This is a genomic window from Acidocella sp. C78 (assembly GCF_907164655.1).
This window is the reverse complement of the sequence record NZ_CAJQZK010000086.1, coordinates 1-19333: the sequence shown is the minus strand read 5'-3', so window position 1 is coordinate 19333 and position 19333 is coordinate 1. Positions and strand designations below refer to the sequence as shown.

The window sequence follows — 19333 nt, the reverse complement described above, 5'->3', positions numbered from 1 at the left end:
GCATCAGCGTTCGATCACGAGATCGGTGAGCGGTGTCGAGCAGCAGATCAGGATCATGTCCTGGTCGATCTCGCGCTGGCGGATGCCGCCCTGGTGCTTCATGTCCACCCGTCCCGAGACGAGCTTGCTCTTGCAGGTGCCGCACACGCCCTTGGTGCAGGACGAGGGCAGCCGCATCCCGGCCTCCCGCGCGGCGGCGAGGATATGTTGCCCCGGCGCGACGCCGATCGTCCGGCCGGATTTGCTGAACGTCACCTCGAAGGTCTCGGCCCCCTGCGCGGCGAGCACTTCCTCGACCGGCGGCGGCACGCCAAAATCGAAGCTCTCCTCGTAATAGTAACGCATGTCATAACCGAGGCCCACGAGCCCCTCGCGCACGACCTGCATGTAGACCGGAGGCCCGCAATTGAAGATCCAGCGTTCGGCGAAATCCGGCGCGAGCAGCGCGAGCAGCTGCGGCGTCACCCGCCCGCGCGGCCCGCCCCAGCGCCCGCCGGCGCCATCCGCCTCGCACACCGGAATCACCCGCAAATTCGGCATCTGCCGCGCCATCACGGCAAGTTCGTCGCGGAAGATGATGTCCTCCGGCGTCCGCGCGAAATGGATGAACACGATGTCCGCGTCTGGCGCCAGATCCTGGTGCGCCCGCGTCATCGACATCAGTGGCGTGATCCCCGAACCGCCCGAGAGGAACAGGTATTTTTCCCCCGGCGTCGCGACGAAGCTGAAATCCCCGAGCGGCCCGATCGCGCGGATGTCCATCCCCGGTCGCAGATTGTCGTGCAGCCAGGTCGAGACCGCGCCATCCGGCTTGCGCTTCACCGTGATCGAGATCTGGTCCGGCCGGGTCGGGCTGGAAGCGATCGTGTAGCAGCGCTGCACGATCTCTCCGCCAACCGGCACATCGAACACGAGGAACTGCCCCGGCCAGTAGCTGAAGCGCGACGGCGTGCGGCTGACGAAGGTGAAGGTCCGCACATCATGCGTCTCCAGCCGGGAGTCGACGCAGACCAGAATGTCGTCGGTCTCCGGATCCCAGGCGGACAGGCTGCCATCGCGCGCGGCGCGGCAGCGCTCGGCCGGCGTCATCGCCATCAGGTCGTCTCTGCCCCGAGCTGCGCCGCCATGCGGCCGATATACCAGTTGGCGAACGCCTCGACCTGGCCTTCGGTTTCCGCCGAATACGGGCCCGGCACATAGCCGGCACTCGCCGCCCCGGCCTGGGCGAGGCCGACCAGCGCGCCATCCTGCAGATTGGTCTCGCGCCACACCCGGATCAGGTTTTCCAGGTCGTAATCCACACCCTGGATCGCGTCGCGATGCACCAGCCACTTGGTGCGCAGCAGCGTGCGGTCCGGCGAGAGCGGCAGCACCGAGAAGGTCACGACGTGATCGCTCATGAAATGGTGCCACGAATTCGGCTGGGTGTGGAACGAGAGATCGCCGAGCCGCTTCTCCTTCGCCCGGCCGAGCAGAAGCCGGCTGGCGACCTTGGTATCGAGCGTCTGCGATTCGCCGTCGCGGTCCATCGGCATCCGGCCGATCCGGAAGCCCGAGACCATGTCGTCGAGACGGCCGATCTCCTCGGAGGGAAACCCGCTCGCCGCCCAGGCGCTGCATGAGCGCGCGACCATGTCGTCATAGTTCCGCCGCAGGGCCGCGCGCGCCGGGTCGTCCTCACGCGCATCGAAGCCGAAGCCGAACTCGAAGATCGATGAGGTCAGCTCCGGATGGTTCAGCGCGCAGTGATAGCACTCACGGTTGTTCTCCATCGTCAGCTTCCAGTTGCCCTCCTCGATCAGGTCGATCTGCTGGGCCACCTTGCAGTTGGCGATGTCGTGCGGCGCGATATAGGGCCCGACGATCCGTGCCATCTCGTCGAAATCCGCCGGCGGTTCCGCGGCGAGGCACACGAAAAGCAGCCCTTCCAGCGAGCGGAGATGGACTTTCTTCAGTCCGTGGCAGGAATGATCGAAATCCTCGCCCATGTGATCGGCATGCACGAGCGCGCCATCCAGCCCATAGGTCCAGGCGTGATACGGGCAGACCAGCCGCCCCACCGTCGCCTTCTCGGTGGAAACCAGCCGCGCGGCGCGGTGCCGGCAGACATTGTGCATGGCGTGGATCACGCCATCGTCGTCGCGGCAGATCAGGATCTCGTTATCGCCGATCTTCAGCGTCATCACGTCACCCGGCTCGGGCACGTCCGGCTCGACGCCCACGAAAATCCAGTGCCGGTTGAAAATATATTCGAGATCGGCGCGGAAAATCGCCGGATCGGTATAGAACTCCCGCTCCAGCATGAAGCCACGGCGGCGCCGGGCCACGAGGTCGCGCAATGCGGGGGAAGCGACATCCGCCATGACGTTCACTTTCAATAAGGGTCAGTGCCCGGCGACGGACTGTGACGGTTCGGTGATGCAGCGTCTTTGGTTTTTGCGACATCGCGCCAGAACGATTTCGCAGGTCTTCCGCATGGCGGCCATGCGCCTTTTACATGCGCGCGTCAGAATGGCCGTGGCCCGGCATGGAGTCCCGATCCGCTGCCGCTGTTGGTGCCGCGCGTCGCCACGCCCGGCCGCATCTGCGAGGGTGAAAGTCCATGCAACGCCTTGAACTGGCGGGAGAAGTGCGCGCAGTCGGCAAAGCCGGCCTCCAGCGCGATATCGGTCACCGAACGGTCGGTCGTCTCCAGCAGCCAGCGTGCGTAGCGCAGGCGCAGCGTGCGGTAGAGCAGTGAGGGCCGCTGCCCGAGCGCCGATTCGAAGCGCCGCTCCAGCTGCCGCGTCGACAGGCCGAGCCGCCGGGCGATGATGGCGATCGGTACCGGGTCGGAAAGGTTCTGCTCCATCATCAGCAACGCCCGGCGCACCTGGCCGTCGGCGACGTCATGCGCCACCGGCGGATGCGGTTGCACCGCCTCCTCGCCGCGCGTGCGCGCCAGTTGCAGCACCTGGTGCGGCTTCTGCGCGAGCCTGCTGCCGAGATGCCGCTCGATCAGCAGTGCCGCGAGATCCGCCGCGCCGGCGCCACCGGCGCAGGTAATCCGGTCGCCGTCGATCTCGAACAGCCGGTCGCCGGTCACCTCGTGATCGGGAAAGGCCGCCCGGAAATCCTGGTAATGCAGCCAGCTGACGCAAACGCGCCGCCCCTGCATCAACCCGGCCTGGCAGAGCAGGAAACTGCCGTTGCAGATTCCAACGAGCTTCACTCCGGCAGCTGCGGCGCGGGTGAGATAGGCGCAAAGCGGTGCCGCGTTCTGGTTGAGACTGGTCAGCAAACCGCCGATCGCCACCACGTAGTCGAAGCCGGCGGGGTCGAGAAACGGTGTGCCGGGCAGCACCTGCACCCCGCAGCTCGCGCGAATCGGCGCTGCGCTGTCGGACATGATCGTCCAGCGGCAATGGATGGGCCGTGAGAAATCCGATTCGTCGGCGGCAAGCCGCAGCGTGTCGACAAACATCGACAATGCCGACAGCGTGAAGTCATGCGTGAGGAGAATGCCGACCGAAAGCGGCCGCCGCTCCTCGCCCCGTGACCCGTTCGCCACCCGTTCGCCCATCGGTCGCCTCCGCCATCGCGCCGCATACGAGCCATGCGACAATGGAGCATAAGACCATACAAGCACCGATCAGCATACCGAAAACATTCGGCGCGCCTTCACCGGGGCGAGCCGGCGTGCGGTGTCAGCCCGGCGCCGCTGCCATCGCGATATAGTTGATCCCTGTATCCCGCGCGATGCGGAACCCGCCGGCCAGCGGCGCCGGCACCATCCCCGCCGTCGCCGCCAGCCGCAGCCCGGCGGCGCGGCACATCGCCGCCAACTCCCCGGCGTGATGAATTTCCGCCAGTCATGCGTGCCGGGCGGCGCCAAGCCCAACACATACTCCGCAGCGTATTTTGCAAAAACAATTGATTGGGGCGTTCTGTTGAGGGTCGATATGAACAATAGGCCGCCCGGCCGCAGCAATCCTGCCAGCGTGCCCAGAAACCCTTGCGGGTCCGGCACGTGCTCGATCACCTCCAGTGCCGTCACCACATCGAACCGCGCGCCGGCGGCCGCCAGTTCATCCGTCGTCGTCGCGCGATAGTCGATCTCCAGCCCCTGCGCCGCCGCATGCGCCCGCGCCGCGGCGATCGCCTCGGCGGCGGCGTCGATCGCCGTCACCCGGCATCCCGCCCGTGCGAGGCTTTCCGCCAGCAGCCCCGCGCCACAGCCGACATCGAGCAGTTCCACCCCCGTCACGTCGCCGCGCGCCGCGGCGACGTGCTCCAGGATCCACCGGCTACGCGCCGGGTTCATCGCATGCAGCGCGCGCATCGGTCCGTGCCGGTCCCACCAGCGCGCCGCCAGCGCGTCGAATTTCCGCACCTCCGCCGCGTCCGCCCGCCCGGCGGACTGCCCGTCATCCATGCTCACATCCTCTCCAGCCCGCATTGCCCTTCTCCCGGGCTCTCGCTATGTGAGCCTGCCGGGAGTTGGCAGCAAGCGCCGCTCCCGCGTCGATACCAGTTTCACGGCAAGATCGGATCAAATGGCGCGCATCGTGATGAAATTCGGCGGCACTTCGGTCGCCGATCTGGACCGGATTCGCAACGTCGCCGCGCGCGTCAAGCGCGTGGTGGACGAGGGGCACGAGGTCGCCGTCGTCACCTCGGCGATGGCCGGCGCCACCAACCAGCTCGTCGCCTGGTGCCAGGAACTCTCCCCGCTCTATGACGCGCGGGAATACGACACGGTGGTCGCCACCGGCGAGCAGGTCACCATCGGCCTGCTGGCGATCGCGCTGCAGACCATCGGCGTCGATGCCCGCTCCTGGACCGGCTGGCAGATCCCCATCCGCACCGACGGCCAGCACGGCAAGGCGCGGATCGACGCGATCGACGGCGCCGAGCTGATCCGCCGCATGCAGATGGGCCAGGTCCCGGTGATCGCCGGCTTCCAGGGCATCGGGCCGGACAACCGGATCACCACCCTCGGCCGCGGCGGGTCGGACACCTCCGCCGTCGCCGTCGCCGCCGCGGTCAAGGCCGACCGCTGCGACATCTACACCGATGTCGACGGCGTCTACACCACCGACCCGCGCATCGTCCCCAAGGCCGCAAGCTGCCGGCCATCGCCTATGAGGAGATGTTGGAGCTGGCCTCGGTTGGTGCAAAAGTACTCCAGACCCGTTCCGTCGAACTCGCGATGAAGGAGCGGGTGCGGGTGCAGGTTCTCTCCAGCTTCACGGATGCGCCGGGAACGCTGGTCGTTGATGAGGATGAAATCGTGGAACAGGAAATCGTCGCCGGCATCGCCTATTCGCGTGACGAGGCCAAGGTCACCGTGCGCCGCGTGCCCGACCGCCCGGCGTCGCCGCCTCGGTGTTCGGCCCGCTCGCCGAGGCCGGCATCAATGTCGACATGATCGTGCAGAACGTCTCCGCCGACGGCACCACGGACATGACCTTCACCCTCAACAAGACCGAGCTGCCCCGCGCCCGCCTCGTGCTCGACGAGAAGCGCGACGAGATCGGCTTCGCCGAACTCGCGACCGACCCGGACGTCGCCAAGATCTCCGTCGTCGGCGTCGGCATGCGCAGCCATGCGGGCGTCGCCGGCACCATGTTCCGCTCGCTCGCTGCCGCGGCATCAACATCCAGGTGATCTCCACCAGCGAGATCAAGGTCAGCGTGCTGATCGACGCCGAATACACCGAGCTTGCCGTCCGCGCCCTGCACACCGCCTACGGGCTCGACGTCGCGTGAGCGCGCTCGATCCGCTCTGGGCCCGCGGCCGCGATTTCCTCGGCACCGAGACCGCCATCATGGGCGGCGCGATGAGCTGGGTCAGCGAGCGCCACCTCGTCTCCGCCATCTCCAATGCCGGCGGCTTCGGCGTCATCGCCTGCGGCTCGATGAGCCCGAACTGCTGGACACCGAGATCGCCGCGACCAAGGCGCTCACGACGAAACCCTTCGGCGTCAACCTGATCACCATGCACCCGCAGCTGCTGGAGCTGATCGCCGTCTGCGTCCGCCACGGCGTGGGCCATGTCGTCCTCGCCGGTGGCCTGCCCTCCTCCGCCGCGGTCCGCGCGGTGAAGGACGGCGGCGCGAAACTCGTCTGCTTCGCCCCCGCTCTGGTGCTCGCCAAGCGCCTCATCCGCAGCGGCGCCGACGCCCTGGTGATCGAGGGCTCCGAGGCTGGCGGCCATATCGGCCCGGTCTCGCTGGCCGTGCTGGCGCAGGAAATCCTGCCCGTCATCACCGAGGTTCCGGTTTTCGTCGCCGGCGGCATCGGCCGCGGCGAGGCGATCCTCGCCTTTCTCGAAATGGGCGCCGCCGGCGTGCAGCTCGGCACCCGCTTCGCCGCCTCCGCCGAAAGCATCGCCCACGCCAATTTCAAGGCGGCCTTCCTCAAGGCCAACGCGCGCGACGCGATCCCCTCGATCCAGCTCGACGCCCGCTTCCCGGTCATTCCGGTGCGCGGCCTTGCCAATGCGGGCACGGCCCGCTTCATCGAGCACCAGGCCGAAACCATCCGCCGCTTCCAGGCCGGCGAGCTGGACCGCGAGCAGGCCCAGCTCTCGATCGAGCATTTCTGGGCCGGCGCCCTCCGCCGCGCGGTGGTCGAAGGCGATGTCGAGCAGGGCTCGGTGATGGCCGGCCAGTCGGTCGGCATGGTCACCGCGATCCAGCCGGTTGCCGATATCATCGCCGAGCTGATCGCCCAGGCCGATGCCGCCCTCGCCGCCCGCGCCACCCTCCGCCAGCCGGATGCCTCGATCGAAGCGGCCTAAGGGCGCGCCCCGCCCACGCAACGTTCCGCTCGCCGCCTCGCGGCGGCTGTTCGCGAAGCTGCGCGACAGGCTGAGTTCCGGCAATTCCAGCCTGGCCGAGCTGGTCGAGCTGATCGCCGCCGAACTCGCCGTCGAGGTCTGCTCGGTCTATGTCGCCCGCGCCGGCGAAATGCTCGAACTGGCCGCCACCCACGGGCTGCGCATCGCCGCGGTCGGCCACACGCGGGTGCGCGTCGGCGAGGGCATCATCGGCCTCGCCGCCGCCAAGGGCGAGGCGCTCAACCTGCCGGACGCGCAGAACCACCCCGAATTCGCCTATCGCCCCGAAACCGGCGAGGAACGCTACGCCTCGATGCTCGCGGTGCCGATCCGCCGCGCCGGCCGCACCCTCGGCGTCATCGCGGTGCAGCATTCCGACCCCCGCGTCTACACCCCGCTGGAGGTCGAGACGATCTCGACCATCGCCATGCTGATTGGCGAGATCCTCGCCAGCCAGGGTGCGGCGGATATCGCCGCCGCCGGCTTCGGCGACGCGCTGGCCCGGCGCTATTCCGGCCATCCGCTCGCGCCGGGGATCGTTCGTGGCACCGTCCTGCCCTTCGGCCGTTCGCCCGGCCCTCGTCACGTCCTCGCGGAAGACACTGCCGCGGAACTCGCCCGGCTCGACCAGGCGATGGCCGATGCCGAAACCTCGCTCGACAATCTTGTCTCCGAGCATCTGCCCTCCGGCCACGCCACCCGCGAGGTGCTGGAAGCCTATCGCCTGATTTCCCAGGGCACTGGCTGGCTCGAGCGCGTCCGCGCCGCGATCAATGACGGCCTGACCGCCGAGGCCGCGGTCGACCAGGTCGGCAGCGAGCTGCGCCGGCGCATGCGCAAGGTGGCCGACCCCTATCTGCGCGAGCGCGTCGCCGATATCGAGGACATGATCGAGCGCATGCTCGCCGCCCTCGGCGCCGGCACCGCCAAACCCGATGATGCCAGCGGCATGGTGCTGGTCTGCCGCCGCCTCGGCCCGGCCGAACTGCTCGACTGGCACCAGCGCGGCATCGCCGGTGTGGCGATCGAGGAGGCCAGCACCGGCGGCCATGCCGCGATCCTCGCCCGGGCGCTGGAAATCCCCGCCATCGCCGTCGAGGCCGGCGCCACCGAGGCCGCCCGCCAGGGCGATCCCGTGCTGCTCGATGCCGAATCCGGCGCCCTCATCCTCCGCCCCGATCCCGAGGTCACCGCGCTGTATGATCGCGCCCTCGCCGCCCGTGGCGCCCGCGCCGCCGAGCTCGCAGTCTTCCGCGACCGTCCCGCCCGCACCCAGGATGGCACCGAGGTCACGCTGATGCTCAATGTCGGCCTCGCCTTCGAGATCGACCAGCTCACCCGCACCGGCGCCGACGGCATCGGCCTCTACCGCACCGAGATCGCCGCCCTCGCCGCCGCCCGCGTGCCCGGCGTCGCCGCCCAGGCGGCCGAATACCGCCGCGTGCTCCAGCGCGCCGACGGCAAGCGCGTCGTCTTCCGCACCCTCGATCTTGGCGCCGACAAGCTTCTTCCCGGCGAGGCCGAGGACCAGGTGGAGAACCCGGCGATGGGCTGGCGCTCGCTGCGCGTCGGGCTCGACCGCCCGGCCATCCTGCGCAAGCAGCTGCGCGCCCTGCTGATGGGCGCGGTCGGGCTCGATTTGTCGGTGATGTTCCCGATGGTGGCGACCGTCGCCGAATTCCGCACCGCGCGCGACCTGCTCGAAGCCGAGGCCGCCCGGCTCGACGAAAAACCCCGCCGCATCGAGATCGGCACGATGCTCGAAGTGCCCTCGCTGCTGTTCCAGCTCCCCGGCCTGCTCGCCGAGGCCGATTTCGTCTCCCTCGGCACCAACGACCTGATGCAGTTCCTCTTCGCCGCCGATCGCGGCACGCCGCGGCTCGCCGGCCGCTACGACGTGCTCTCCGCCCCGGTGCTGGAACTGATCGAGGGACTCGCCGCCGCCTGCGCCGAGGAGGAGGTGGGCTTTTCGATCTGCGGCGAGGCCGCCGGCCGCCCGCTCGATGCCCTGGTCTTCGCCGCCATCGGGGTCGACACGCTGTCGATGTCCGGCGCCGCGATCCTGCCGGTCAAGGCGCTGTTCGCCGAAGCCGACCTCGCCACCCTGCGCCCGGTGCTGCGCGAGCTGCGCCGCGCCGGCGCCGCCGGCACCTCGCTGCGCGATCCGCTCACCGCCTGGGCGCGGGAACACGGTTTGCCGATCTAGGCCGAACGCGCTAAACCGCCGATCGGGTCGGGTCGAGACCGGGCGCATGCACGGACCGGAACACTGTTTCGTCCGGCCGCTGCGGCAGGTCGCCGCCTTTCGGCCGCCCTCCCTCAACTCCGCCCTGCGGGCAGTCAAGAGCATCATGAACGGCGACAACGATCACCTTACCATACCCGGATACGACACTTCCTCCAGGGGCGGTCCGGAAGCCGTCGGCGCCGAATTGCGCGCCTTCCGCGAGCGTCTGGGCTGGAAACTGCCGGACATCGCGGCGCGCCTGAAGATCAGGCGGGTATTTCTCGAAGCCATCGAATCCGGTAACCTCGCCGCTCTGCCCGCCCCCACCTACGCGGCGGGCTTCATCCGCTCCTATGCCGAGATCATGGGGCTCGATCCTGAGGAAATCCTCCGCCGCTTCCGGGCCGAGGGCATGAGCCGCACCCGCCTGCCCGCCCTCAGCTTTCCCGAGCCCCTGCCCGACCGCGCCGTTCCGCCCGGTGCCGTGCTCTTCCTCGTCGCCGCGATCGGCCTCGGCGGATATTTCCTGTGGTATCGACATTCGGAGCACGAACTGCGGATGGCGCGGATGGTCCCGGAGGTCCCTGCCAAGCTCGCCCCATTGGCGATTCCGAAATCACCGCAGCCGAAACCCGTCACAGGGCATTCCAGAACCGCCGCCTCCGCCGCGCAGCCCGCCGCCACGCCACCGGCGGCACCAGCCCCGACCGGGGTGTCGCCGGGTGCTGCCCCACAAATCCAAGCCAGCCAACCCGCCTCGCCGCAGGCGGCATCTTCCGCCGTGACCGCAGCCAACAACACCGCCGCCACCAACACTGCCGCAGCGCCCGTATCGGCAGCTACGGTCAGCTCGGCAGCGAATGCAAGTGCAGGCGCCGGAGCGGCTGGCAGCGCCGCGTCGCCCGCCGCCAGTGCCGACACTGCGGTGCCCGGCGCATCGGCGGCTTCCGCCAGAGTGACGCCGAACCAAGCCACCGGCACGACATCTGCCGGTGCGCAACCTGCCGGCCTGGCCTCCGCAACCGCGCCTGGCACCACAGCCACGACCCCAACCGGCTCCGCCAGTTCACCGGCCGGATCGAACCCTCTGGTGATCAGCGCCAGCGCCGATAGCTGGGTTCAGGTTCGCGGCCCGCATGGCACCATCCTGTTCAGCCGCGTGCTCAAGGCCGGCCAGTCCTGGCCGGTGCCGAACGAGCCGGGCCTGACCATGACCACCGGCAATGCCGGCGGCACCGTACTGGTCCGCAACGGCACCGCTGGCGCGCCGCTCGGCAAGCCCGGCACGGTGCTCCACAATGTTCCCCTCACGCCGGCCGCGCCCGCGGGCGGCGCATCCGCCCCGGCCGCCACCCCGGCCGCGCAGTAACCCCTCCACGGAAGCGAGCCCGATGAACTACCGCGAATACCAGCAGATCGTCCGCCGCAAATCGCGGCAGATCAGCGTCGGCCCGGTCAAGGTCGGCGGCGACGCGCCGATCACCGTGCAGACCATGACCAACACGCCGACCGACGATGTCGCGGCCACGGTCGCGCAGATCCACCGCGCCGAGCGCGCCGGAGTCGACATCGTCCGCGTCTCCTGCCCCGACGAGGCGGCCACCGCCGCCCTTGCCGACATCGTGAAGCAGGTGAACGTCCCCATCGTCGCCGACATCCATTTCCACTACCGCCGCGCGATCGAGGCGGCGAAGGCGGGGGCGGCCTGCCTGCGCATCAACCCCGGCAATATCGGCAGCGCCGAGCGCGTGCGCGAGGTCGTCGCTGCTGCCCGCGATCACGGCTGCTCGATCCGCATCGGCGTCAATGCGGGTTCGCTGGAGAAGCATCTGCTCGAGAAATACGGCGAGCCGAACCCCGACGCGCTGGTCGAATCCGCCCTCGAACACGCGAAGATCCTGCAGGATCACGACTTCCACGAATTCAAGATCAGCGTGAAGGCATCCGACGTGTTCATGGCCGTCGCCGCCTACCAGCAGCTCGCCGAGGTCTGCGACCACCCGCTTCACATCGGCATCACCGAGGCCGGCGGACGGCGGACCGGGACGGTCAAATCCTCGATCGGCCTCGGCTCGCTGCTGTGGGCCGGCATCGGCGACACGATGCGCGTCTCCCTCTCCGCCGAGCCGGAGGAAGAGGTCGCGGTCGGCTGGGACATCCTGAAATCGCTCGGCATCCGCCATCGCGGCGTGCGCGTCATCTCCTGCCCCTCCTGCGCCCGCCAGGGCTTCAACGTGATCGACACGGTGGCCCAGCTCGAAGACCGCCTCGCCCATATCGAGGAGCCGATCACCCTCTCGATCATCGGCTGCGTGGTCAACGGGCCCGGCGAGGCGCTGATGACCGATCTCGGCGTGACCGGCGGCGGCAATGGCCGTCACATGGTCTACGCCGCCGGCAAGACCGACCACACGGTCGAGGGGGCCTCGATGATCGACCATGTCGTCGAGCTGGTCGAACAGCGCGCCGCCCGCCTGCGCGAGGAAAAGGCGGCAGCGAAACAGGCGGCGGAATAGCCCGCCCGCGCGCCGCGGACTGTTCAGCGGCGGCGATTTCCGGCAAACCACGGGCAATCTCCGTCGTCTGAAGGATTTGCGCCTTGACCAAGCCCCAGCCCGTGCGCGGCACCCAGGACATCATCGGCGAGGACGCGCGCCGGCATCACCACGTGATCGAGACCGCCCGCCGCGTCGCCGGCCTCTACGGCGCCGCCGAATGGGCCACGCCGGTCTTCGAGCTGACCTCCGTCTTCGCCCGCAACTTGGGCGAAACCTCGGACGTGGTGACCAAGGAGATGTACACTTTCGAGGATCGCTCCGGCGAATCCGTGACCCTGCGCCCCGAGGGCACCGCCGGCGTCTGCCGCGCCCTGGTCTCCAACGGCCTCACCCAGACCCTGCCGCAGAAAATCTTCTACCAGGGCCCGATGTTCCGCTACGAGCGCCCGCAGAAGGGCCGCTACCGCCAGTTCCACCAGATCGGCCTCGAAATCATCGGCGCCGCCGAACCGCTCGCCGATGCCGAGGCGATCGCCTGCGGCCAGCAGATCCTCGACGAACTCGGCGTCGGCGCCAGCATCACCCTGCACATCAACACGCTCGGCGACCGCGACAGCCGCGATGCCTACCGCACCGCCCTGGTCGATTATCTCTCGCGCTACGAATCCGAGCTTTCCGCCGAGAGCAAGGTCCGCCTGGTCAAGAACCCGCTCCGCATCCTCGACACCAAGGATGCGAACGACATCCGCCTCCTCGCCGACGCCCCGCGGATCCACGACCACCTGAACCCCGCCTCCGCCGCGTTCTACGACGGTCTGAAAGCCGCGCTTTCCGCCTTCGGCATCGCCTTCGTCGAGAACCCGCGCATCGTCCGCGGTTTCGACTACTACAACCACACCGCCTTCGAATTCGTCTCCACCGCCCTCGGCGCGCAGGGCACCGTGCTCGGCGGCGGCCGCTACGACCAGCTGGTCGAGCAGATGGGCGGCCCGCCCACCCCCGGCGTCGGCTGGGCGGCCGGCATCGAGCGCCTCGCCATGCTGCTGGCCGCAACCCCCGCCACGCCGCGCCCCGTCGCCGTCATCCCGATGGGCGAGGCGGAGCAGATCGCCGCGATCGAGATCCTCGCCACCCTCCGCCGCGCCGGCATCGCCGCCGAGGTCGCCTATCGCGGCAACATGAAGAAGCGTCTCGAACGCGCCAACCGCATCAACGCCCGCGCCGCCGTGCTGATCGGCCCGGACGAGCTTGCCCGCGGCGCCGTGACTCTCAAAACCCTCGATGACGGCGCCCAGCGCGAACTCCCCCGCGCCGAACTGCTCGCCGCCCTCGGATGACCCGCTGACGCGATGACCCTGGAGCAGAAACTCGATCGTATCGTCCTCCGCGCCGAAGAGCTGCGCGCGATGCTCGCCGCCGGGATCGACGGCGAGCGCTTCGTCGCGGCATCGCGGGAGCTGGCCGAGATCGAGCCGGTCGAGCAGCAGATCCTTCTGCTCCGCGCCGCCGAGCGCGCCCGCGACGAGGCCGAGGCCGCCCGCGCCGACCCCGAATTGCGCGAACTGGCCGATGCCGAGCTTGATTCCCTGCGCGAGACCCTGCCGCGGCTCGAACACGAAATCCGCCTCGCCCTCCTGCCGCGCGACGCCGCCGATGAGCGCCCCGCCATCCTCGAAATCCGCCCCGCCGCCGGCGGCGACGAGGCGGCACTTTTCGCCGCCGAGCTCTTCGCCGCCTATCGCCGCTACGCCGATCTGCGCGGCTGGCGTTTCGAGGTGCTGGACTACACCGAAACCGAACTCGGCGGCCTGCGTGAGGGCATCGCCGAAATCACCGGCCGCGCCGTCTTCGCCCGCCTCAAGTTCGAGAGCGGCGTCCACCGCGTCCAGCGCGTTCCCGCCACCGAAACCCAGGGCCGCATCCACACCTCCACCGTCACCGTCGCCGTCCTGCCCGAGGCCGAGGATGTCGATGTCGAGGTCAACGAGGCGGACCTCAGGATCGACGTCTTCCGCGCCTCCGGCGCCGGCGGCCAGCACGTCAACAAGACCGAGAGCGCCGTCCGCATCACCCATCTGCCCACCGGCATCGTCGTCGCCATGCAGGAGGAGCGGAGCCAGCACAAGAACCGCGCCAAGGCGATGAAGATCCTGCGCGCCCGGCTCTACGAACAGTCCCGCGCCACCGCCGCCGCCGGCCGCGCCGCCGACCGCAAGTCCCAGGTCGGCACCGGCGACCGGTCCGAGCGCATCCGCACCTACAATTTCCCGCAGGGCAGGGTCACCGATCACCGGATCAACCTCACCCTGCACAAGATCGACCGCATCATGCTCGGCGAATTCGACGACATCATCGATGCGCTGACCGAGGAAGACCAGGCCGCCCGCCTCGCCGCCGCCGGCGCATGATTCCGACCACCGAGGCCCTGCGCGAACTCGGCCGCATCCTCGCGGCGGGCGGCGTCGAGAACCCGACCCGCGAGGCACGACTCATCCTCGCCCACGCGCTCGGCGTCGATCTCGCTTCGCTCTGGGCGCTTGACGACGTCGATCCTGAACCCGCCTTCGCCCTCGCCCGCCGCCGCGCCGCCCGCGAGCCGCTCGCCTACATCACCGGCGCGAAGGGGTTCTGGAGCCTCGACCTCGCCGTCTCGCCGGCAACGCTCATCCCGCGGCCGGACACCGAAACCCTCATCGAAGCCGCGCTGCGCCACCGCCCTGAGCGGAACAAGATCCGCACGATCCTCGATCTCGGCACCGGCACCGGCGCCCTGCTCCTCGCCGCCCTCGCCGAATATCCCGACGCCTTCGGACTTGGCATCGACCGCGTGCCCGCGGCCTGCGCGCTGGCCCGCGCCAACGCCGCCCGCACCGGCCTTGCCGCCCGCGCCGCCTTCTGCTGCGGCGACTGGGCGGACGCCCTCGCCGGCCGCTTCGACCTCATCCTCGCCAACCCGCCCTATATCCCGAGCGCCGACATTCCCGACCTGATGGCGGAAGTCGCCGCCCACGAACCCGCCTCCGCCCTCGATGGCGGTGCGGACGGGTTCGATGCCTATCGCCGCATCGTCGCCGATCTGCCCCGCCTGCTCGCCTCTGGCGGCATTGCCGTTCTCGAAGCCGGCATCGGCCAGGCCGAGCCGCTCATCGCGCTGGCCGCCGCGCATGGGCTGGACGCGATCGCCGCGCCCGACCTTGCGGGAATCCCCCGCGCCGTGCTCATGTCTGGGGCGGGAAAATATTCGTGAAAAACCATTTGGCGTTCCGGCCGAATCAGACTAGATAACAATTCCGTATTCGATACCCGGTCTCACGAGGCTGGAACGGCGGGTTCCCGACCGCTTCGTCCCGCGACGCGGTGCCGGTTCCGCAGATGCCGTATCGAACTCGTTTGAACGACCACACCATGAAAGACGCTGCCCGGCCTCGACCAGGGAAACGACGGTCCGGCACGCGCATGGTCGCACTGCAACAGGATACCGAAACTCGATGAACATCAAACGTATGCGCGGGCGCAACAATCGTGGTGGCGGCGGCGGCTCTTTCCGCAGCTATCAGGGGGGCACCCCGCTGAACCGCAACCACGTCTTCGACAGCAACGGCCCGAACAGCGGGTCCGCGGCACCGCCCAGCAGCTTTATGACAAGTATCAGCAACTCGGCCGCGACGCTTCGAGCGCCGGCGACAGGGTTCTCGCCGAAAGCTATTTCCAGTATGCTGAGCATTATTTTCGCATTATTTCAGCCATGAACCAGGCCGCTCAAGCCCAGCACGGCAATGGTCATGCACGGCGTAACGACGCCCCGCAGTCCGCCGAGTCGCAGGACGATCAGGATCTCGGTGAAGCCGCTCCCGGCCTTGGCGACCAGCCTTCCACCGAAGCCCGCGAAATCCCGATCAGCGCAGCGCCGCCCGAGGTCTGACCGCCCACCGGAACCGCCCGCGCCGCCGCCCGGTCACTCCCGGCGAGCAGCCTGTCGTTGACGAACCGCGCGATCCGCCGGCCGGCCGGTTCCGCGTTTCGCGCGCATAGCGCTCGCGCAGCGCCTGTTCGCGGTAGACGTCGCGCACCCAGTCGAGAAAGGCCATTCCGCCGCCCTCCTCCTCGTACATGTCGAGGAAGGCGTCCAGAATTCCAGTGTTCGACTGTCGGATGTGGCCGAAGCGCAGGCTCAGCTGCCGCCGCGCCTCGGCGACGCTGCCGCCCTCGATCAGCACGAACAACGCACTCGCGATCCCCGCCCGGTCGGCGCCGGATTTGCAGTGGACCAGCGCCGGCCGCCGCATCGTGCGGATGATCTCGGCCAGCCGCAGGATGCGGTCACGATGCGGCGCGCCGCGCGATTCCAGCGCCATGTCGTAGAAATCGAGCCCGAGCTGCCGCGCCGCCTCGCGCGAGAGCGCGTCCGAGCCGTTGCGGCACTCGCCGCGCAGGTTGATCAGCGTGTTGATCCCGACACGGCGGCGAAATTTCGCCAGCTGGAACGGCACCGGATGGTTCGAGCGATACAGCGCGCCCGGCTTCACCGGCGCGAAATTGGTCCAGCCCAGCCGCAGCACGGCGTGGTCGACGAATAGCGCGTCGATCCAGGCATTGCGCCGCCCCGCCGGGGTCGACAGGTCGCCGAGGAAAATCGTGTCCATGGCGGCTGACTAGCAGGTATTCTCGGGCCATGCGACTCGCTCTGCCCGCCCTCGCGGCGCCGCTGCTGCTCGCCGCCTGCGCCAGTTCGCGCTTCGCCGGATACGGCACCCCGACCACGCTCACCTGCGTGCCCTATGCCCGCGCCGTCTCCGGCATCGAGCTGACCGGCGATGCGTGGCGCTGGTGGGCCGAGGCCGATGGGCGCTACCCCCGCGCGCATCGCCCCGTCCCCGGCGCCGTGCTGGTCTTCCGCCGCCACGGCGCGATGACCGCGGGCCATGTCGCCGTCGTCACACAAGTGCTGGGCCCCCGCGAAATCCTCGTCACCCAGGCCAACTGGCTGCCCGGCCGCATCCAGCGCGCCACCCCGGTGCTCGACGTCTCGCCCGCGAATGACTGGACTTCCGTGCGCGTGTGGTACGCGCCGGATCGCGAACCCGGCCGCACCATCTATCCCACCGACGGCTTCATCCTCCCCGCCGGTCCAAGGCTGGAAACCGTCCCCGCCACCCGCTAATGCTCTGCGCTCGTTCCGGCCGATCCGGCCGGGCGCCAACCGCCGAGGAGCAAGAATGCTGCGCAATGCGCTGACCGTGGGCGCCTGGACGATGGGCAGCCGGGTGCTCGGCTTCGCGCGCGATATCCTGATCGCCGCCCTGCTCGGCGCCGGCCCGGCGGCGGATGCGTTCTTCGTGGCGCTGCGCCTGCCCAACCTGTTCCGCCGCCTGTTCGGCGAGGGCGCGTTCAGCGCCGCCTTCATTCCCGCCTATGCCGGCGCCCTCGCGCAGGAGGGTGAGGCCCCGGCCCGCCGCCTCGCCGAGGAGGTCACCGCGATCATGGCGGTGTTTCTCTTCGCCCTCACCATTCTCGGCCTCGTGTTCATGCCCCTGGTGCTGGACGTTCTGGCCCCCGGCTTCCGCGCCGACCCGGCGAAATTCGCCCTCGCGGTCCGGCTCTCGCGCATCACCTTCCCCTATCTCTGGCTGATCTGCCTCTGCGCCCTGTTCTCTGGCGTGCTGAACGCGCGCGGCCATTTCGCAGCCGCCTCGGCGGCCCCCATCCTGTTCAATGTCTGCATCATCGCGACCCTGCTGATCCTGCACGCCGCCGGCCAGCGCGTGCCCGAGGCGCTGGCCTATGGCGTCGCCCTGTCGGGAATCGTGCAGTTCGTCCTGCTCGCCTGGGCGCTCGCCCGCGCCGGCTCGCCGCTGCGCCTGCGCGTTCCGCGCCTCACGCCGGGGGCACGCACCGTGCTGCGCCGCCTCGGCCCGGGGTTGATCGGCGCCGGTGTCACCCAGCTCAATCTTACTGTGGACACCATCATCGCCTCGCTGCTGCCCACCGGCACCGTCTCCGTGCTGTATTATGCCGACCGGGTGAACCAGCTCCCCCTCGGCGTCATCGGCACCGCGGTCGGCACCGTGCTGCTACCGACCCTCTCGCGCCAGTTCCGCCGCAACGAGACCGACGCCGCCCGCGGGTCGCTCAACCGCGCCATCGCGGTCTCGCTGCTCCTCACTTTGCCCGCCGCCGCCGCGCTGGCAGCGATCGGCCTGCCGGTGATGCACACGCTCTTCGCCCACGGCGCCTTTTCCGACGCCGACGCTGCCCGCAGCGCCGCCGCCCTCGCCGTCTACGCCTTCGGCCTCCCCGCCTTCGTGCTGGTGAAGCTGTTCGCTCCCGGATTCTTCGCCCGCGGCGACACCTCCACCCCGGTCAAGACCGGGCTTGCCGCGGTCGCGATCAACCTCGCCCTCAACCTCGCCCTGATGCACCCGCTGCAACAGGTCGGCATTGCGCTCTCCACCAGCCTCGCCGCCTGGTTCAACGCCCTCGCCCTCGCCCTCCTGCTCCGCCGCCGCGCCGATTTCGCGCCCGACCGCGCGCTTGCCCGCCGCATCCTCGCCATCGCGCTGGCGAGCGGGCTGATGGCTCTCGCCCTGCTCGCCCTGCGCCGCACCGCGCTGATGCATCTGCCCCCGATCGCCAGCCTCGCCCTGCTGATCGCCGCCGGCCTCGCGGTTTTCGCGCTCGCCGGCGTTGTCCTCGGCGCCATCCGCCCGGCGGAGCTGCGCCTGTTCCTGCGCCGCCCCAAACCCGCCTGAACGGCGCTTGACCGGGCCGGCGAAGCGCGCTGATACAGTGGGCATGGCACGCATATTTTCGGGCATCCAGCCCACCGGAATCGCGCATCTCGGCAATTATCTCGGCGCGATCCAGAACTGGGTCGCGCTGCAGGAGGGCAACGAGGGCATTTATTGCCTGGTCGACCTGCACGCGCTCACCGTCTGGGTCGAGCCCGAGGCGCTGCGCCAGCAGACGCGGGTGAACGCCGCCCTGCTCGTCGCCTGCGGCATCGACCCCGCCCGCAGCATCCTGTTCCACCAGTCGGCGGTGCACGCCCATGCGCGCCTCGCCTGGATCTTCAACTGCGTCGCCCGCTTCGGCTGGCTGAACCGCATGACCCAGTTCAAGGACAAGGCCGGCAAGGACCGCGAGGCCGTCTCGACCGGCCTGTTCGTCTATCCCAACCTGATGGCCGCCGACATCCTCGCCTATCACGCGACCGAGGTGCCCGTCGGCGAGGACCAGAGCCAGCACCTCGAACTCGCCAACGACATCGCGCAAAAATTCAACCACGATTACGGAACGGAATTCTTCCCCGCCATCACGCCGCGCATCATCGGCGGCAGCGCCCGCATCATGAGCCTGCGCGACGGCACCAGGAAAATGTCGAAATCCGACACCTCGGACCAGAGCCGCATCAACCTCACCGACGATGCCGACGCCATCGCCCAGAAGATCCGCCGCGCCAGGACCGACCCGGAACCGCTGCCCGAGCGCACGGCGCAGCTCGACTCCCGCCCCGAGGCCCGCAACCTCGTCGGCATCTACGCCGCGCTCGCCGGCCTCACCGCCGAGGAGGTTCTGCGCCAGCACGCCGGCAGCGGCTTCGGCCCGTTCAAGGAACGGCTGACCGAGCTTGCGGTGCAGAAACTCACCCCGATCGGTGCCGAGACCAGACGCCTCGCCGCCGATCCCGCGGAGATCGACCGCATGCTCCAGGCCGGCGCTGCCCGTGCCGCCGCCATCGCCGAGCCGATCGTCGCCGAAGCCGAGCGCCTCGTCGGCTTGTTGCCGG

The 19333-nt window shown here is 69.4% G+C and carries 13 protein-coding genes and 4 pseudogenes; 12 read left to right on the top strand and 5 right to left on the bottom strand.

The genetic code is table 11. From position 1 onward, the window contains the following. Positions 1-3 precede the first annotated feature (3 nt). The 4 genes and pseudogenes from ACIDOCELLA78_RS95150 to ubiG form a co-directional block, all read right to left on the bottom strand. A complete protein-coding gene (locus tag ACIDOCELLA78_RS95150; RefSeq protein ID WP_201729667.1) occupies positions 4-1095 on the bottom strand; it encodes a hybrid-cluster NAD(P)-dependent oxidoreductase in 1092 nt (363 codons plus the stop codon). Continuing rightward, on the bottom strand, positions 1095-2363 hold the full coding sequence (locus ACIDOCELLA78_RS95145; protein WP_201729676.1) for an SRPBCC family protein: 1269 nt from the start codon (positions 2361-2363) through the stop codon (positions 1095-1097). Before ACIDOCELLA78_RS95145 ends, ACIDOCELLA78_RS95150 begins: the two co-directional genes overlap by 1 nt. 143 nt (positions 2364-2506) lie before the next feature. After that, on the bottom strand, positions 2507-3562 hold the full coding sequence (locus ACIDOCELLA78_RS95140; protein WP_201729666.1) for a GlxA family transcriptional regulator: 1056 nt from the start codon (positions 3560-3562) through the stop codon (positions 2507-2509). Positions 3563-3686: 124 nt separating this feature from the next. Further along, a pseudogene (gene ubiG, locus ACIDOCELLA78_RS95135) lies at positions 3687-4438 on the bottom strand (bifunctional 2-polyprenyl-6-hydroxyphenol methylase/3-demethylubiquinol 3-O-methyltransferase UbiG). A 97-nt stretch (positions 4439-4535) separates the two neighbouring features. Here ubiG and ACIDOCELLA78_RS95130 point away from each other — a divergent pair. From ACIDOCELLA78_RS95130 to ACIDOCELLA78_RS95090, 9 genes and pseudogenes are all read left to right on the top strand, one after another. Beyond that, positions 4536-5750, top strand: a pseudogene (locus tag ACIDOCELLA78_RS95130) (aspartate kinase). Then, a pseudogene (locus ACIDOCELLA78_RS95125) lies at positions 5747-6783 on the top strand (NAD(P)H-dependent flavin oxidoreductase). The pseudogenes ACIDOCELLA78_RS95130 and ACIDOCELLA78_RS95125 overlap by 4 nt, the downstream one beginning before the upstream one ends. Beyond that, positions 6722-9028, top strand: coding sequence for a putative PEP-binding protein (locus ACIDOCELLA78_RS95120; protein ID WP_249676701.1), 2307 nt, complete (start codon positions 6722-6724; stop codon positions 9026-9028). The pseudogene ACIDOCELLA78_RS95125 and the gene ACIDOCELLA78_RS95120 overlap by 62 nt, the downstream one beginning before the upstream one ends. Positions 9029-9074: 46 nt before the next feature. Then, entirely contained in the window at positions 9075-10418 is a 1344-nt protein-coding gene (locus ACIDOCELLA78_RS95115; RefSeq protein ID WP_249676698.1) for a helix-turn-helix domain-containing protein, read from the top strand. 22 nt (positions 10419-10440) lie between these two features. Then, the gene (ispG, locus tag ACIDOCELLA78_RS95110) at positions 10441-11565 is read left to right on the top strand and encodes a flavodoxin-dependent (E)-4-hydroxy-3-methylbut-2-enyl-diphosphate synthase (RefSeq protein ID WP_201729665.1); all 1125 of its coding nucleotides are present in this window, start codon (positions 10441-10443) and stop codon (positions 11563-11565) included. Between the two features lie 83 nt (positions 11566-11648). Then, on the top strand, positions 11649-12884 hold the full coding sequence (gene hisS / locus ACIDOCELLA78_RS95105) for a histidine--tRNA ligase (protein ID WP_201729664.1): 1236 nt from the start codon (positions 11649-11651) through the stop codon (positions 12882-12884). A 12-nt stretch (positions 12885-12896) separates the two neighbouring features. After that, the gene (gene prfA / locus ACIDOCELLA78_RS95100) at positions 12897-13955 is read left to right on the top strand and encodes a peptide chain release factor 1 (protein WP_201729663.1); all 1059 of its coding nucleotides are present in this window, start codon (positions 12897-12899) and stop codon (positions 13953-13955) included. Next, positions 13952-14794, top strand: a complete 843-nt coding sequence (gene prmC, locus ACIDOCELLA78_RS95095) for a peptide chain release factor N(5)-glutamine methyltransferase (RefSeq protein WP_201729662.1) — start codon at positions 13952-13954, stop codon at positions 14792-14794. The genes prfA and prmC overlap by 4 nt, the downstream gene beginning before the upstream one ends. 241 nt (positions 14795-15035) lie before the next feature. Continuing rightward, positions 15036-15469 (top strand): annotated as a pseudogene (locus ACIDOCELLA78_RS95090) (DUF4167 domain-containing protein). Here the strand turns inward: ACIDOCELLA78_RS95090 and ACIDOCELLA78_RS95085 are convergent. Further along, on the bottom strand, positions 15444-16181 hold the full coding sequence (locus ACIDOCELLA78_RS95085) for a tyrosine-protein phosphatase (protein WP_374223269.1): 738 nt from the start codon (positions 16179-16181) through the stop codon (positions 15444-15446). The pseudogene ACIDOCELLA78_RS95090 and the gene ACIDOCELLA78_RS95085 overlap by 26 nt on opposite strands. 38 nt (positions 16182-16219) lie before the next feature. Between ACIDOCELLA78_RS95085 and ACIDOCELLA78_RS95080 the strand changes: the two genes are divergently transcribed. The 3 genes from ACIDOCELLA78_RS95080 to trpS form a co-directional block, all read left to right on the top strand. Then, positions 16220-16708, top strand: a complete 489-nt coding sequence (locus tag ACIDOCELLA78_RS95080) for a CHAP domain-containing protein (protein WP_201729661.1) — start codon at positions 16220-16222, stop codon at positions 16706-16708. Positions 16709-16763: 55 nt separating this feature from the next. Continuing rightward, positions 16764-18296, top strand: a complete 1533-nt coding sequence (gene murJ, locus ACIDOCELLA78_RS95075; protein WP_201729660.1) for a murein biosynthesis integral membrane protein MurJ — start codon at positions 16764-16766, stop codon at positions 18294-18296. A gap of 43 nt (positions 18297-18339) precedes the next feature. Continuing rightward, positions 18340-19333, top strand: a 994-nt coding sequence (trpS, locus tag ACIDOCELLA78_RS95070; RefSeq protein ID WP_201729659.1) for a tryptophan--tRNA ligase, incomplete at its 3' end; no start/stop codon positions are given.